This window comes from Paenibacillus tritici (assembly GCF_013204885.1).
Classification (GTDB): domain Bacteria; phylum Bacillota; class Bacilli; order Paenibacillales; family Paenibacillaceae; genus Paenibacillus_AQ; species Paenibacillus_AQ tritici.
Genome location: NZ_JABMKX010000022.1, coordinates 20,252 through 36,149 on the forward strand (window position 1 = coordinate 20,252; position 15,898 = coordinate 36,149).

The window sequence follows — 15,898 nt, forward strand, 5'->3', positions numbered from 1 at the left end:
GAGTTATATTTCAATTAAGGGGTGTCCCCAGCAGTTACTGCGGCTTGGGACACCCCTTTTTTGCTTGCCCATTACCAAATCATGCTCATATTGCAACATTTCCGTTATGATTGCCGCTATAATCCACAGTTGTTGTATAAATTGCAGCATTCTCCCCTTCTCCAAGCAGCTTAGCGGGACAATTCCTGCAATTCCTGCAACAATCTGTCCCAACACCTATTTATCCAGGAAACCAAGCTGCAATTTGTACAACATTTGAGCCTATGCAGGCTGAATCTTAAGAACCCGCTTGCTGCATTCACTCATCTATGAACATAGATCAACCGGACGGTAAACTGCTGCATTCCCCCTTCATTTTCCCGCCCAATATTTATCTTGAATTATCTCCTCACTCCGGCGAAAATAAAGTCATATCGCAAGAATACAAAGCTTACACTAGTGTGAACACTTCGCTTACCCAGCCCCTATATTACCCTGGTGAGGAGATATGGTATGTCAGACACCGCCGCAAGAATCCGGGATGAAATCCTGGGCTCCATTACTGAATTTTTCGGGGTACATGTCACTGAAGCTGTGCAGATTAATCAGGGGTTCCTGAATCTGAAATGGAAGCTCGCAAGCGACCACGGGCCTTTGTTCGTGAAGCAGTACAGCAAGGTCCGTTACCCGGAGCACCTTACCCGCGGACTTGAGGTCTCCTTGACCCATCAGGATCGGCTGCACCTGCAAGGACTCCCGGTTCCGAAGTTATTCTCCCATCAGGGCAACTATGTGTTGAGAACGCCTTCACAGGAACGGTATGTGCTGATGAAACTATGTGACGGACACAGTATTGCGCCCGGCTCGGCAACGGTGCAGCAAATGTATACACTGGGGAGCGTCGTCGGCCGGATGCATAAGGTGCTGAACACAGATCTGACTCCATTGCCGCTCCACTGGAATATACGGACCCAAGAAGCTATGGTGAGCAACTGGGAGAAAAGATACCTTCAGGCCACCGCCCTTCATAATGGCGAAACGGTTGCAGCACTTGAGCTTCAGCGGCGGATCATTGATGGAATGGATACCGGAATCTTCGCAAACTGCGAGCGGGGCTGGGGACACCGGGATCTGTTCGTGGATAATATTCTATTCCGTGCAGATGAGGTAGCGGCCCTCATTGACTTCGACAGGCTGCATTTCATCTATCCTGAATTCGATATCTCCCGGCCCCTCCTCTCCTGCGCCTTGTCAGACAATCAGCTCCGGCTGGACCGCGTTCAGGCCTTTGTAACAGGCTACCGCCAATATAGTCCCTTACCGCTCAGCAAATTGATCCGCTCCATTAAATTAACCTGGTGGAGAGAAGCCGAATGGATCGCGGTTCCTGAGCCGGATGAATTCACGCCGCTCATAAGGTTCCGCCACGAAAATCATTGGGTCGCCGCCAACTGGGACCGCCTGGAGGATCTTCTTGCCGGAATTTGAGCGGGCTCAATTCTGGTACAGCCGGATACTTGACACAGTCATTACGGCCGGAAAAACCGCTAAGTCCACTTCCACATGATCATACCACCCGCCAACAGCAAGATTAAGCAGCAGATAGAACGGCTGATCAAACGGCATGACACCCGGCTCCAGCCGCCGCTCCGCGAAGCAGTGCCCGTCTACCAGCCACCTTATGGAGCCTTCGTCCCATTCCAGCGCATACTCCCGGAACTCATCAATCATTCCGCGCTCCAGCTCATGGGTGAATTCTTCGACGACCTTATGCTCCAGATCCGGCCCATAGTGCAGCGTCCCCGCTATGTGCCTGGGCAGGCGGCCCTTCGCCTCCAGGATGTCGATCTCACCGGAGGCAGGCCAAGGGCCGTAAGCCTGATCCTGCGGAAGCAGCCAGATGGCAGGCCAGAGCCCCTGCCCTACCGGCAGCTTGGCGCGCACGACCAGCCTGCCGTAGCAATAAGCGAAATGGTTCTTCGTATCCAGCCGTGCCGAGGTATACTCGAAGCTCCGCCCCTCCTGCTCCGTCACTTCGCGGCGCGCACATAGCTGCAATCCTTCCTCTCCGATAGACAGATTCCCCCGATGCCCTGTATAGAATTGTTGCTCCCCGTTGCCCCAGCCCGGAAATACGGGATTCCCGTCATTGTCCAGCAGGTCGTTACCCAGGCGAATGTTCCAGAGCTTCAAATCCGCCGCTTCACTTGTGAAATCCTGCTCCCATACAAGCTTGTTCATCCACTGCACACTCCTTTCGTTTAATCACAGCATAATGAATTTCCGGCCCCCGTGGGCGGAATCCAAAAAATTGGGATAGGGTCAATAATCATGGCCTTTTTTCCTCAGCCCTTTTCTCATACGATGATAGAGGAAGGGGGCACAAGATATGTTCCACACGAGAACGGAACAAATGAAAGCGCTTCTCAGGCAATGGCAGCTGCAAAGCATGGTGATCCCGGGCATCCTCTGGATGTTCATCTTCTGTTACGTCCCTATGCTGTGGCTGATCATTGCCTTTATGGACTTCAGTATCGCCAAGCCCATGCTGGAGTCTCCATTTGTCGGTCTGAAGCATTTTCAGGATTTCGTCACAGATGACCGGTTTTGGCGTTCAATCCGCAACACCCTCGGCATGAGTACGATCAAGCTCGTGCTGGGTTTTCCCATCCCTATTTTCTTCGCTTTGCTGCTCAATGAGATCCGCAGTCTCCAGTTAAAGCGTACGGTGCAGACCATCTCTTACCTGCCCCATTTCATTGCCTGGACGATCTTCGGCGGCATCGCACTCAACTGGCTGGGCGAGGGCGGTGTAATCAACCAGTTGATGCTGGCGTTGGGGCTTCAGGACCGGGAGATCCTGTTTAACAGCGACCCTAAGTACTTCTGGTGGATTACCTTTTTCACTGATACGCTGAAGGAGACCGGCTGGAGTGCCATCATCTACATAGCAGCCATAGCCGGCATTGATCCGGGGCTGTATGAGGCAGCCGAACTCGATGGAGCGAACCGCTGGCAACGGATGTGGCATATCACGGTTCAGAGCATCCGCCCCACGATTGCGATTCTGTTCATCCTCGCCGTCAGCGGAATTCTCGGCAGCAACTTTGAGCAGATCTTCATGCTGAAGAACAATATGAACATGAAGATGGCGGAGAGTCTGGACCTCTACATCTATAACATGGGGCTGGTCTCCGGGCGTCACTCCTTCTCCACCGCAGTCCTGTTTGCCCGCTCGATTGTCGCGCTGGGACTGCTCCTGTTAGCCAATCAGACGTCCAAGAAGCTGACGGGGGACAGTATTTTTTAGGAGAAACGGATTATGAGCGGCGAAGCCGACTCCCCCTGGAAAGGAGACAACAGATTCATGGCAAGACGCGGAGGTTTGCGGCGGATTGGCGCTTTTGATCTTATCAACACCCTGCTGATGCTGGCAGTCTGCTTCCTGACGCTGTACCCGATGTGGTTCGTGCTCGTCAACTCGCTGAATTCACCGGCGCAGGCTTCGCTGGGTACCGTCAACTGGTTTCCCAAAGAGCTGTCACTCGCCAGCTACAGTGTTGCTTTTAACGACAGAACCTTGATGAACGGCTTCTACATCACAACGCTGCGTACGGTAATCGGAACGGTAGTGCATGTGCTGTTCACTGCAATCATTGCTTACGGAATGAGCAAATCGAGTCTCATGGGCCGCAAGCTGTATCTCAAAATCTCATTGATTACGATGTTGTTCTCAGGCGGGCTGATTCCCTCCTTCATTCTCATGACGAAGCTGGGCCTGTATGATAGCTTCTGGGTGTTCATCATCCCGTCCATGTATACTTTCTTCAATATGGTTATATTTATGAGCTTCTTCCGCACTATTCCGGACAGCCTGGAGGAATCCGCCAAGGTCGACGGTGCCTCGGATTACGGTGTGCTGTTCCGGATTGTACTGCCTAACAGCATGGCGGTCATTGCCACTATCGCCCTCTTCTCTGCGGTCTATCACTGGAATGATTATTATCAGGGCGTCATCTACATTCATTCTCAGGAGCTGCTCCCGCTGCAGACGATGCTGTACAAAATCATCGCCGAGAACACCATGTCCTTCATGCAGCAGCAGGCGATGGCCCAATTCGGTGCCCGGCTGCCCGGCAATTCGATCAAATTCGCCTCGATGATGGTGGCCACGCTGCCTATCCTTATCTTTTACCCCTTCATTCAGCGTTATCTGGTCAAGGGCGTGATGATCGGCGCGATTAAGGGCTAACCCAGTCATTCCATTGAACTCTATACTGAAAGGATGATTCTGCCGTGAAAAGCAAACCTGTAAGACCCGTCTTAGCCACTCTGCTGGCCGTAACCTTAACGTTAACGCTGGCCGCCTGCAGCAGCAATTCCGCAAGCAAGGAGAATACCCCAACGGCTGCACCGCAGGCTGAAGCCTCGCCCTCGCCGTCGGCCGAAGCCAAGCTGAACGGTGATGAGCCTGCCTGGAAGCTCGATACCAGTCCGGTAGATCTAACCTGGTTCGTTGGCGCGAACTGGTATGCCCACACCTGGGGCGAGAGCCTCGCCTCCAAATATGTCACGGAGAAAACAGGTGTTAACGTCAAGCTGGAGGTTCCCTCCGGTGAAGCGAATGAGCAAATCACGCTGATGATGACCTCGGGCAAGCTGCCGGACCTCATCACCATGGGTTCCTGGGAGACCGCCGTCAAAAAGCTGTGGGAAGGCGATCATGTCTATGCCCTCAATGAACTGGCCGATCAGTACGATCCCTACTTCTTCAAGGTCGCCGGAGACGGTACGCTGAAGTGGTACCGGCAGGAGAACGGCAACACCTACGGGGTTCCGAATGATTCCTACAGCCCCAATCTGATGCATGAGACCGGTATGACCGCAGCCAACCAGACCTTCCTCGTTCGAAAGGATCTGTATGAGGAGATGGGCAGACCGGATCTCAGTACCCCTGACGGCTTCCTGGGGGCGCTGCAATTGCTGAAGGACAAATATGCCGAGTATAAGGGTCAGCCGATCAGCCCCTTTTTCGCCCAGGGGAATGTCCCTTACGGGATGACGGAATATCTCCAGAATCTGCTGGCCGTTCCGCATGAAAAGGACGGCAGCATCTATGACCGCATGACCGATCCCGATTATATCGCCTGGCTCAAGACCTTCCGCACCGCTTACGAGCGCGGATTGATTAACGTGGACTTCCTGGTCGATTCCGATACCCAGGTGGAAGAGAAAACGAACAATGCCCGCTACTTCATGATGATCCGCGAATGGACCGGCATGACCGCTGTCAATCCGATGCTGGCTGCGGGCGCAAATCCGGACTCCAATTACATCGCAGTTGACGGGCCACAGAACAGCAAGGGCGACAGCGCCAAGCTGTTCCCCGGCAACATGGACGGCTGGATGGTGACGATGATCAGCAAGTCCACTGAGAATCCGGAGCGGGCGATCCGCTTCCTGACCTACCTCGCCAGTGAAGAAGGCCAGCGTGACCTGTTCCTCGGCAAGGAAGGCGAAACCTGGGATAACGTGGACGGCAAGCCGCAGCTGAAGGCCGAATTCGCAGACATGCTGGGCAGCAATATCGAGAAGCTGGAGAAGGAATACGGCATTCTGGACACCTACTGGATGATGCGCAATCCGGTCATCGTCAACCAGTGGAGACCGGAGAAAGCGCCTGTGATCAAGCAGATGGAGGATTTCGCCAACGCACAGGCCGATATCGACAGCGGGATCTACAAGGGGCTCGACCCGCTGGGCGATTCCGAGGTGGCGGTTGCCTGGTCACGCATCTCCCAGAACTGGGAGGAAGTGCTGCCTGAGCTGATTACGGCCAAGGACGAAGCGGCTTTTGACAAAATCTTCGAGATCTTCCTCTCCCGCCGCGACAGCTACGGCTTCGCGCAGGTCATGGAGTTCCGCCAGACGGAGCTGGATGCCCGCAAGGCCAAAATGGCGGAATAAGGAAAAGGAATAACCCCTATAACCTACTGTGTACCGGCGGCCGGAAGGGCTGCCGGTATTCCCTGCTTAGATAGGAATCCGCCTCAGGCTGCAATGCCTTATACCCTACCAGCCGATTGGTAATCTGTGCTATATTACTGGGATGGGAGGGATTCCAGATGAAGGCTACGCTGACAACCGCAAGGCGGCTATACCGCAATTCCCGCATCTCGCAAAAGCTCTTCCTGGCCTTCAGCCTGATGATTGCTATCCCTGCCATTGTGGTCTCCTTCCTGTTCATCCGCACCCAGGAGAGTCAGCTCTACAAGGAAGCCATGGCGGAAGGCAGCAATCATGTCGCCCGGCTGAACGAACGGCTGCGCAGCCGGATGGACATTCTTGAGAACGCTTCCGCGACCGCCCTGACCCAAAAGGCATTTGTGGATTTCATTCACTCCAATATGCGCGGAGAGGGTCTGCGGCTCGTGAAATTCAAGCAGAACCAGTATGAGCAAATGCACAATATTATTCAAAGCCATGAGATGATCAGCTCGCTGAGCTTCTATGTCGATAACCCCGAGGTGTATGAGATCTGGCCGGAAATCTATCATTATTCCAAGTTCCGGCCGCAGGATTACTGGATGACGCTCCGCGATGAAGGCGGCGCCGCCTTCAGCCTTTTCTCCTTCAGGGATGGCAGTGATACGCTGTCTTACTACAGGCTGGTGCGGCTTCAGGGCCAACAGCAGAAGCTCCCGACCATTATGGAGATCCGCGCCAGGCACAGTGTTTTTTTCAGCGATCTGCTGGAGGACAGCGGGCGGGATTTCTTCACGGTGATCATGGACGGCTCGGATGCCTCCCGCAATGTATACCTCCCGGGGCATGAGTTCCCGCAGAAGGCCGGGGAGAAGCTGGACGACATCCTGACCGGGGTTCATGAGCAACTGGAGGTGCTGGAGCAGAAGACCCCGATTAAGATTCATTCCGGGGATCAGACCTACTATGCGTTGTATCGTTACATTGCTCCGCTGAACGCCTATGTGGTCGATATCGCCTCCCGCCAGGTGATGATGCAGGGCCCGCGGAACTGGTACCTGATCGTGATCACCGTCACCTCCTGTGTATTGCTGCTGATGCTGCTGCTCGTCTCCCGGATGACCCGGCGGATCTTCCGCCGGCTGGAGAAGGTGCTGGTCTCCATGCGCAAGGTGCGCAGGGGCCAGCTCGATGCCAAGATTGATACGGGACTCCGGGAGAACGAAACCGGTGACGAGATCGACTACGTGGCGGTCAGTTACAATAATATGCTGGACGAAATCCAGCGCCTGATGACCCAGGTGGTGGATAAGCAGCTAATCGCCAAGAACGCCCAGCTCCACTCCCTGCACTCACAGATCAATTCCCATTTCCTTTACAACGCGCTGGAGTCTATCAGAATGCGCGCGGAGGTTGAGCAGCAGCCTGCGATTGCCGGTGCCCTTGTGTCGCTGGGTTCGCTGCTGCGTTACAGCATGATGTGGCGCAGCGACACCGTTACCCTCGGTGAAGAGCTGGCCAACATTCAGAGCTACATCCGGTTCATCAACTTCATGGAGGGCGGAAATATTGAACTCGCGGCGGACCTTCCCCCTGAGGTGCAGCGCTATAATATTCCCAAAATGTGCATGCAGCCCATCGTCGAGAACGCCGTACACCATGCGGCCCCCTCGGGTGGCAGTGTTCATATCGGCATTTCGGTACGTGTAGAGAAGGACAGCCTGCTGCTGATCGAGATCCGTGATAACGGTACCGGAGTAGATCCGCTGATGCTGGACAGTCTGCAGTCTGTACTGCTCGGCCATTCGGACACACCGATTATCAGCAGCAATAGCGGCCTGGGGCTGGAGAATGTACATAAGCGCCTGCAATTGCACTACGGCAGCGACTCTGGTCTTTGGATCGACAGCATACAAGGAGCCTATACCTCTGTAACCATCCGGCTGCCCTGGGAAAATGTGAATCTTGGAGGTTGGTAGACATGATCAACATTCTGATTGTGGACGATCAAAAGCATATCCGCGACGGGCTGCAGGCGATGCTGCGCCAATTCCCGCTGCAGCCCGGCCATATCTACAGCGCTGCCAATGGAATCGAAGCGCTGGAGCTGCTGCGCCAGCACGACATCCAGCTCGTAATTACCGATATCCGTATGCCGGATATGGATGGCCTGGAGCTTATGGCGCAGACCAGTCAGGAACGACTGACAGTGGATTACCTGATTATTAGCGGCTACAGCGATTTCGCCTATGCCCAGAAGGCCATCGGGCTGGGGGCCAAAGGTTATCTGCTTAAGCCCGTGAAGCGCGAGGATCTGCAAGCCTCGGTAGAGCATGTCTGGCAGGAGATAGAGACGCGAAGGTCGCTCTCCAGCAGCCTCGAACAGCTCTCCCGTCTGGCCCGGGAGGCGGACCGCAAGGAGCTGCGCATGTATATGCAGGGTGCGGCGGGAGATGAGACCTGGATTGCGGAGACCGAGCAGCAGAACACGGAGCTGTGGCGCAGCTACCGCCTCTGCCTGCTGCGCGAGGAGCTGTGGATTAACCAGCCGGGGGCCAGCAGCAGCCATAGCATAGAATCCATTGCCTATCGGGTATATGGCAGACAGGGCTGTATCTGTCTCCAGCACCGTCCTTATCTCATTCTGGCGGTGGATGCAGCCGTTGATCCTGATGTCTTCCCGGCTGCGCTCGCCGCTGAGCAGGTTGAAGTGATTACCGCCATGACCGGCCCGCAGCAGGGATTAAGAAGCCTGCCGGGCAGCTATACGCAGGGAGTTGAGCTATACCGCCACAGCTTCCTTTTTCCGGAGAAGCGCTGCCTTCTCCCCCGGCACATCGAGCGGCTGGAGCAGCAATGGGAGCTTCCTTATGAGGAGTTGTATGCCCTGTTCCAGTTGGCCGGCACCAAGAACAGCGGCAGCATTGCCCAAGGGATCTCCGGCCTCTTCCACAAGGATGTGCTGCAGCGTTACCATATCCGCTACACCCAGCAGCTGTGCCGTGCCGTCGTTCAGATGATGGAGGAGTATGAGCGTGTCATCCGTCCATATATGGGCGAAGAAGCGCTCGATCTCCAGTGCCTGCGCAACCTGTTCGATTATCCCGGCATCCGCGATTACATTCAGGCGTTGCAGCAGCAGCTCCTGCGGCTGAACCAGTTCTACTACGATTACAAGTGCAGCTACCGCAGCTCCCAGGACTTGAACGAGGCCATCCGGTTCATCCACGAGAATTACCACAAGCCGCTGGATCTGGCGATGGTCTCCAACCATGTCTCGCTGAATTATGCTTATTTCTCCAACCAGTTCAAGAAGAATATCGGCAAGGGGTTCGCCGAATACCTGCGTGATGTGCGGCTGGACAAAGCCCGGCGCCTGTTGGCCGAGACCGACCAGAGAATCCTGGAGATTGCCTCCATGGTCGGGTATGAGAGTTACAAAAGCTTCACCCGGGCCTTCCGCGAAGCCATGAATATGCAGCCCACCGAATACCGTCTGCTGACCCGCCGGAAGCTGGAACGGGAAGAAGATTACCGGGACACCCACGATTTCGAGGTAAGATCAACGTGAGCACTGGGGTGGACGCTCCTCTGTTTAAGCGGAATCCCCAGTTCATTCTCCAAAAATATGTGCGCACATTCAGCCCATACGCCTCGCGCTGGCCACTTATGTTCGGTTTTCCGATTACATTCGGCCTACATGGCGCGTCCAGTCCAATTGTGTTCGGTTTTTCGATTACATTCACCTTACGCGGCGCTCCCAGTCCCATTGTGTTCGGTTTTTCGATTACATTTGGCCTACGCGGCGCGTCCAGTCCAATTGTGTTCGGTTTTTCGATTACATTCGGCCTACGTGGCGCGTCCAGTCCAATTGTGTTCGGTTTTTCGATTACATTCGGCTTACGCGGCGCGTCCAGTCCAATTGTGTTCGGTTTTCCGATTACATTCGGCCTACATGGCGCGTCCAGTCCAATTGTGTTCGGTTTTTCGATTACATTCGGCCTACATGGCGCGTCCAGTCCAATTGTGTTCGGTTTTTCGATTACATTCGGCCTCCATGGCGCGTCCAGTCCAATTGTGTTCGGTTTTCCGATTACATTCCCTCCCCACGCCCCGCGCCAGCCCTTCACTTGCAGCAGAACACAAAAAATTGGGTCATAACAAAAAGGATTGTCCCTTTTAGCGGTATATAAGATTCGATAGAATAAAGATGTTCTCTCATATGTAAGCGGTTACCTTCACTACCATTTAATTAAAGGAGGGCAAGTATGAAACGACTTCAGCTTAGGGATCACGGATTCATGCAGATGGTACTCAGTGTGTTCCTGGTTATGGTGATGCTGGCCGGCACCGGCCTGTTACCTGCTTCAAGAATTCAGAAGGCGGACGCAGCAGGTGTAACGGTCAGCTCCATGACTTATTTCTCAGCAGCAGACGGTCCTGTAATCTCCAAATCCGGCGTCGGGCAAGCGAGCTATGGCTTCGTTATGCCTGTGTTCAACGGTGGCTCGGCCACCTGGAGTGATGTGTCGGATGATGTGGGCGTCAAAGTGAAAGTAAATGGCAACTGGGTAGACATCGACAGCGCAGGCGGTTACGTCTACAACCAGAACTGGGGACACTGGAGCGACGGCGGGAAGAACGGCTACTGGTTCACCCTCTCGGCGACAACCGAAATCCAGCTCTACTCCAAAGCGAATAGTGCAGTTACGCTGAACTATACCCTTGCCTTTCAGAATTTGAACACAACCACGATCTCCGCAATGGCACCTACCCAAGGGCCGCAGATTACAGCAGGCTTTACGGGCGGTGCAGGCTTCACCTACCCCACCTTCAACAATGATCCGGCCTTAACTTATGAAGCCGTGGCAGATGATCTCAAAGTATTCGTGAAACCGGTGGGCAGCAGCACCTGGATTGACATTGACAACAATGCAGCGAGCGGCTGGATCTATGACAGCAACTTCGGCCAGTTCACCGACGGCGGCGGCGGGTACTGGTTCACCGTAACCGAATCCATCAACGTCAAGCTGGCCTCGAAGACTTCCTCCGCCAGTCTCGTCTATACGATCACCTTCAATCAGCCGGTCCGTAATTCATATGTCCTGACAGCCTATGACGGCACGGCTTACACCGCAGATAACAGCGGCTCCATCGGCTTCCCCCTGCCTAAGATTGACGGGGGCGCACCCATTGGCACCGAGCTTAGCAAATTCGTCTATCAGATCAAAACCGGCGGCCAGTGGGTGGATCTGAGCAATTCCGGCCAGAGCGGATTCGTCTACGCCGGTAACGGCTACAACAATATGTCCGCCGCCAACCAGTGGGGCTACTGGGCCGATCATGTCTACGGACTGTGGTTCCAGCCGATCCAGGTAAATATGGAGATCCGCATCGGCTATCCGCTGAACGGGCAGCAAGGCGGAAATGTCGGCAGCAATTATGTCTATTACACCTTCACCGGCAATCCGAATGCTCCTCGACCGGATGAGAGCGACCAGGAAGATATTACGCTGGGAACCCCGTCAGACCCGGCTGTCGCCGGCATGAACCTCCTCTGGCAGGATGAGTTCAGCGGGACCACGCTCGATACCGGCAAATGGAATTATGAACAAGGCTACTATATTACGAATGACCCCAATAGCTGGGGCTGGGGGAATAACGAGCTACAGCATTATACGAATAGTACCGAGAATGTATTTGTCCAGAACGGACAACTGAATATCCGGGCCAAGAACGATCCGAAGTCCTTCCCGCAGGACCCGAACCGGTATGCACAATATTCCTCCGGCAAAATCAACACCAAGGATCATCTGTCCTTCCAGTACGGCAGAGTAGATATCCGTGCCAAGCTGCCGACAGGCAACGGGATCTGGCCCGCACTCTGGATGCTGCCGAAGGATGCCGCTTACGGGGCATGGGCGGCTTCCGGTGAAATTGATATTATGGAAGCCAAGGGACGGCTTCCCGGCACGACCAGCGGCGCCGTACACTTCGGCGGACAATGGCCTGTGAACAAGTATATTGCCGGTGAATATCATTTCCCGCAGGGCCAGACTTTTGCCAATGACTATCATGTGTATTCTATGGTCTGGGAAGAAGACAACGTCAAGTGGTATGTGGACGGCAAATTCTTCTTCAAGGTCAACAGAGCGCAGTGGTATTCCGTTGCTGCACCGAACAATCCGAACGCCCCGTTCGACCAGCCTTTCTACCTGATTATGAATCTGGCGGTCGGCGGACATTTCGACGGCGGGCTCTCCCCTGCTCCAGCCGATATCCCGGCAACGATGCTGGTAGATTATGTACGGGTGTACAAGGAAGGCAGCGGCGGCGGGAATCCCGGGAACCCAGGTAATCCGGGCAACGTCTCCGTCAGCGGTGTCTCCGTCACTCCTGCTACTGCCCAGGTGCAGACCGGACAGAACGTCCAACTGACTGCCAATGTGACGCCGTCCGGTGCGACCAACAAGCAGGTTACCTGGAGCGTTGCGAACAGTAATACCGCCTCTGTAAGCCAGAGCGGTCTCGTCACCGGGCTGGCCGCAGGGACAACAACCGTAACGGCTACAACAGCGGACGGTAACAAAACAGCCAGCAGCACCATTACCGTGACCGCACCGTCTCCGGCGGTCATTGTGATCGGCGATCAGGTGCGCGGCCTCAAAAAAACTGGAAATAACCTGCTCTTCTACGTGAACGGCGCTACCTTCGCGGACCTGCATTACAAAATCAACAACGGCGGCCAGCAGAACGTGGCTATGACCTCTGCGGGTAACGGTAATTATACCTATGCGGTAAATAACCTACAGCAAGGGGATACCGTGGAGTACTCCTTCACCTATAATCCAGGGCAAGGGGCGCTGGATTCCCCTTGGCAGACATATGTGCATGGGGTGACCCAGGGAACCCCCGAATAACCGCAGCACGGCCTGAACAGATAAGTAACCGGATGTGCAGCCGCTTCATATGACCTCTGTCACAGGGGAGGAGGAAGTCTCAGGACTTCTTCCTCCCTTGTTTTTTGTGCGCCGGACAACAGGAATGCAGCAATTAGAATTTACCGGAAACAAAATGTGACCGAATGCCGTCCTAAAGGGTGTTATAGATAAAGGAGGGCATAACCTCATGCAGCAACCCATGACCCGGCCGGGCAATCATGTGATACAAAGTTACGAAGTCTATGCTGAAATGCTGTACAGGATTGCCCTGGTTCATCTGGGCAGCCGCCAGGATGCCGAAGAAGCAACTCAGGATACCTTCATCAAGCTGATGGAGAAAGCTCCAGTATTCAAGGATGACGAACATCAGAAAGCATGGCTGATCCGTGTAATTACCAACCATTGTAAGAATCTGCTGGGCAGAGGCTGGCGCAAGCGCGAGGTCAAGCTCGAAGGCGTGGAGCCGGTAACGTCCGATAACCCCGAAGAATTGGCTATTCTGCAGCTCGTGCTGGCACTGCCAGTGAAGTATAAGGCTGTGATTCATCTGTATTATTACGAGGATTACCCCATCCAGGAGATCAGCAGGATTCTGCAAATCAGCGAGTCTGCCGTGAAGATGAGACTACAGCGTGGGCGGCAGCTGTTAAAACTGGAGCTGGAAGGAGCGGAACCGGAGTGAAGGAAGAACAATTTCGGACAACATACAAGAAAGCGGTGGATACTATGAAATCAAATGAAACGATGAAGCAAGGACTGGTCAATAAAATGGAACAGAAACGCCGTCCGCGTAGAATGGCCTATCTCGCAGCAAGCTTGCTGGTTGCTGCCGGAATCGGTCTGGCCGGACCGGACATTATGAAGAAGCTGAATGGAACGTCTGCCCCGGGTCAGGTGGCCCAGGTAGATCCAGGCACGCCTGCACCGGGCAATTCCGCAGGGATAGTCATTCCCAAGATCGAGCTGCCGGATAAGAGTACCGGCGTTGCAGTAGATATGGTCGGACTTGTCGTATACAAAGGCAATATCTATACGCAAGCCGCGACCCGCATTGATGCGGCCGATGCCGCCGCACTACGCGGCGAGAAGCTGGGCCGGACGACCAGCGGAATCGACGAATGGAGCGGCAAGGATCAATATATCGAGCTGGCTTCGAACATCGGTGAGACAGATATCTATGCCGTCAAGGGTTATGATTCCGGGTTCATGGTCATGTCCTATACGGAGGCTGACGGCCAGGTGTTCGCGGAGCTGTACGAACACACAAATGGCATTACGATTAACAGCGGCGCCGATCTGTTCGGCAAGCTGAATCTCGAAGGCCACATCGCCTCTGCCAAGTGGGAGAGCTTCAGCAGCTGGAATAACGGCCAGCAGCAATATCTGGCGCTGCCGGAAGGGGCAGCACGGGACGGCTTCCTTGCAGCACTCATGACTGCGAAGCCGCTGGCAGCGGAGCCGCTGACAGAGCAAGGCATCTATGACAGCGAAGACCGCAAGATTATCTACTTGGAGCTCGATAACAAAGCCCGGGTGGAGCTGACCTTATTCGGTCAGGGGCTTGTGCGTTACGGCACGGCTCCCGTATTCTTCGAGGTTGAGTCCGGGGCATTCCAGGCGCTGTGGAACAGCATGAAGCCTTAAGCGGCTGCCGGATAGCGAACAGTGAAAGGATTAAGAGCAGAAAACTGACATCTCTTGGTACCGTGACGGTCCAATCGGGTGACACAAGTTACAGGCAGGGAGAACCCGGGAAGAACCCGAGCAGCTCTCCCCGCCCCACCTATCCCCATCCCCACCCCGGCAACAAGCAAATGGAAAAAGGTATCTTAATTCGCCCCTTTCTCCGGAATATACGGAAGCAAGTGGAAAAACAGCATCTAATAAAGTTAGTTTTCGCTACTGTGGGTGAACTGGGCAGATTTAAGTGCCATTTTTCCAACTGTTGTTGTAGCAGCTACCTAATCGGCCATCAGCAAGTGGAGGAAATCCAACTACTTCAGCTAACCCTCCTCCTGAGCGTATCCAACTACTCCAATCAACTTATTTCCTACTGGCAAGGCAGGCGGGGGGACCTCATCGAGGTGTGATATCAGGTTCGGGGACGATCGGGGCGATAAGGTGCGGTTACTTTAAGAGCCAACGGGCAATTGTCCGTTGGCTCTTCATTTATCCGCTGGCTCTTCATTTACCGTTTGCTCTTCACTTACCGCTGGCTCTTCATTTGCCGCTGGCTCTTCATTTACCGTTTGCTCTTCATTAGTCCGTTTGCTCTTCATTAGTCCGTTTGCTCTTCATTTACCCTTTGCTCTTCATTTGTCCGTTTGCTCTTCATTTATCCATAAGCTCTTCATCCGCTTGCTCTTCATTTCTCCAGCTTCACATTCATTCAACCTTACTCTTCTCCTCTTTCCCGACACTCTCCTGCCATTTCAACGTAATGTACTCCTTGAGTTGCTCCGCTAACTGGGCTGGCGGCGTAGAAGCCGAGTCGAAGGTAGGCATCGGCGGATCATAATCCGTCTCCGCATGATCCAGCAGCCACTGGGCAAATACCTCATGCTGCCTAAGCATGTCCTCTGTCCAGGTCGCCGCATCCTCCCGGCCCCGCAGGCGGGCATTTCGGGTGGCATCGTCACAATGCAGGTTAATAAAGTGAACTTCGCTAAACGCATCGTAAACATCACATTTCTCCGCATCCCATGGCATCATAGTCCCGCAGATCACCGTCCCTCGTCCAGACCAAGCAACAGCATGGGCAGCATGCAGCAGCAGGTTGTAGCGGTCCTGATACTCCAGCTTCTTCCCTGTCGTTCCGAAATGATCATCATCCGTACTGAACAGCACAAATTCAGGCAGCTGCTTCCTCAGCTCGTGCATAACCGTTGTCTTGCCTACGCCGCTTGCTCCCGTGATAATAAACAATGGCAATTTCATTTCCATCATCCTCTCCCGCTCCGGCAAAACATCCCCGGCGTTCTCATAATTCATAG

11 protein-coding genes are annotated in these 15,898 nt (G+C 54.2%); 9 read left to right on the forward strand and 2 right to left on the reverse strand.

All coding sequences use genetic code 11. The annotated features are described in order from the left end of the window. Window positions 1-492: 492 nt before the first annotated feature. Complete coding sequence (locus HQN87_RS28015) at window positions 493-1,467, forward strand: phosphotransferase (RefSeq protein WP_173140014.1); 975 nt, start codon at window positions 493-495, stop codon at window positions 1,465-1,467. A gap of 6 nt (window positions 1,468-1,473) precedes the next feature. On the opposite strand, the gene HQN87_RS28020 is transcribed toward HQN87_RS28015, so the two are convergent. Continuing rightward, window positions 1,474-2,220, reverse strand: a complete 747-nt coding sequence (locus HQN87_RS28020; RefSeq protein WP_173140016.1) for a glycoside hydrolase family 16 protein — start codon at window positions 2,218-2,220, stop codon at window positions 1,474-1,476. Between the two features lie 148 nt (window positions 2,221-2,368). On the opposite strand from HQN87_RS28020, the gene HQN87_RS28025 reads away from it, so the two are divergent. The 8 genes from HQN87_RS28025 (at window position 2,369) to HQN87_RS28060 (ending at window position 14,549) form a co-directional block, all read left to right on the forward strand. Beyond that, window positions 2,369-3,289 (forward strand): ABC transporter permease, encoded by a 921-nt coding sequence (locus HQN87_RS28025; RefSeq protein WP_173140018.1) that lies wholly within the window; start codon window positions 2,369-2,371, stop codon window positions 3,287-3,289. Between the two features lie 57 nt (window positions 3,290-3,346). Next, entirely contained in the window at window positions 3,347-4,231 is an 885-nt protein-coding gene (locus HQN87_RS28030) for a carbohydrate ABC transporter permease (protein WP_173140020.1), read from the forward strand. A 44-nt stretch (window positions 4,232-4,275) separates the two neighbouring features. Next, the gene (locus HQN87_RS28035) at window positions 4,276-5,946 is read left to right on the forward strand and encodes an extracellular solute-binding protein (RefSeq protein ID WP_173140022.1); all 1,671 of its coding nucleotides are present in this window, start codon (window positions 4,276-4,278) and stop codon (window positions 5,944-5,946) included. A gap of 158 nt (window positions 5,947-6,104) precedes the next feature. Continuing rightward, window positions 6,105-7,943, forward strand: coding sequence for a sensor histidine kinase (locus tag HQN87_RS28040; RefSeq protein WP_173140025.1), 1,839 nt, complete (start codon window positions 6,105-6,107; stop codon window positions 7,941-7,943). Window positions 7,944-7,945: 2 nt separating this feature from the next. Beyond that, complete coding sequence (locus HQN87_RS28045) at window positions 7,946-9,535, forward strand: response regulator (protein WP_173140027.1); 1,590 nt, start codon at window positions 7,946-7,948, stop codon at window positions 9,533-9,535. Between the two features lie 697 nt (window positions 9,536-10,232). Continuing rightward, window positions 10,233-12,884, forward strand: coding sequence for a family 16 glycosylhydrolase (locus HQN87_RS28050; RefSeq protein ID WP_173140029.1), 2,652 nt, complete (start codon window positions 10,233-10,235; stop codon window positions 12,882-12,884). 208 nt (window positions 12,885-13,092) lie between these two features. Next, a complete protein-coding gene (locus HQN87_RS28055; protein ID WP_173140031.1) occupies window positions 13,093-13,587 on the forward strand; it encodes an RNA polymerase sigma factor in 495 nt (164 codons plus the stop codon). A gap of 44 nt (window positions 13,588-13,631) precedes the next feature. Then, entirely contained in the window at window positions 13,632-14,549 is a 918-nt protein-coding gene (locus HQN87_RS28060) for a hypothetical protein (protein ID WP_216857476.1), read from the forward strand. Window positions 14,550-15,290: 741 nt separating this feature from the next. On the opposite strand, the gene HQN87_RS28065 is transcribed toward HQN87_RS28060, so the two are convergent. After that, window positions 15,291-15,896, reverse strand: a complete 606-nt coding sequence (locus HQN87_RS28065) for a P-loop nucleotide/nucleoside kinase family protein (protein ID WP_254075702.1) — start codon at window positions 15,894-15,896, stop codon at window positions 15,291-15,293. Window positions 15,897-15,898 lie beyond the last annotated feature (2 nt).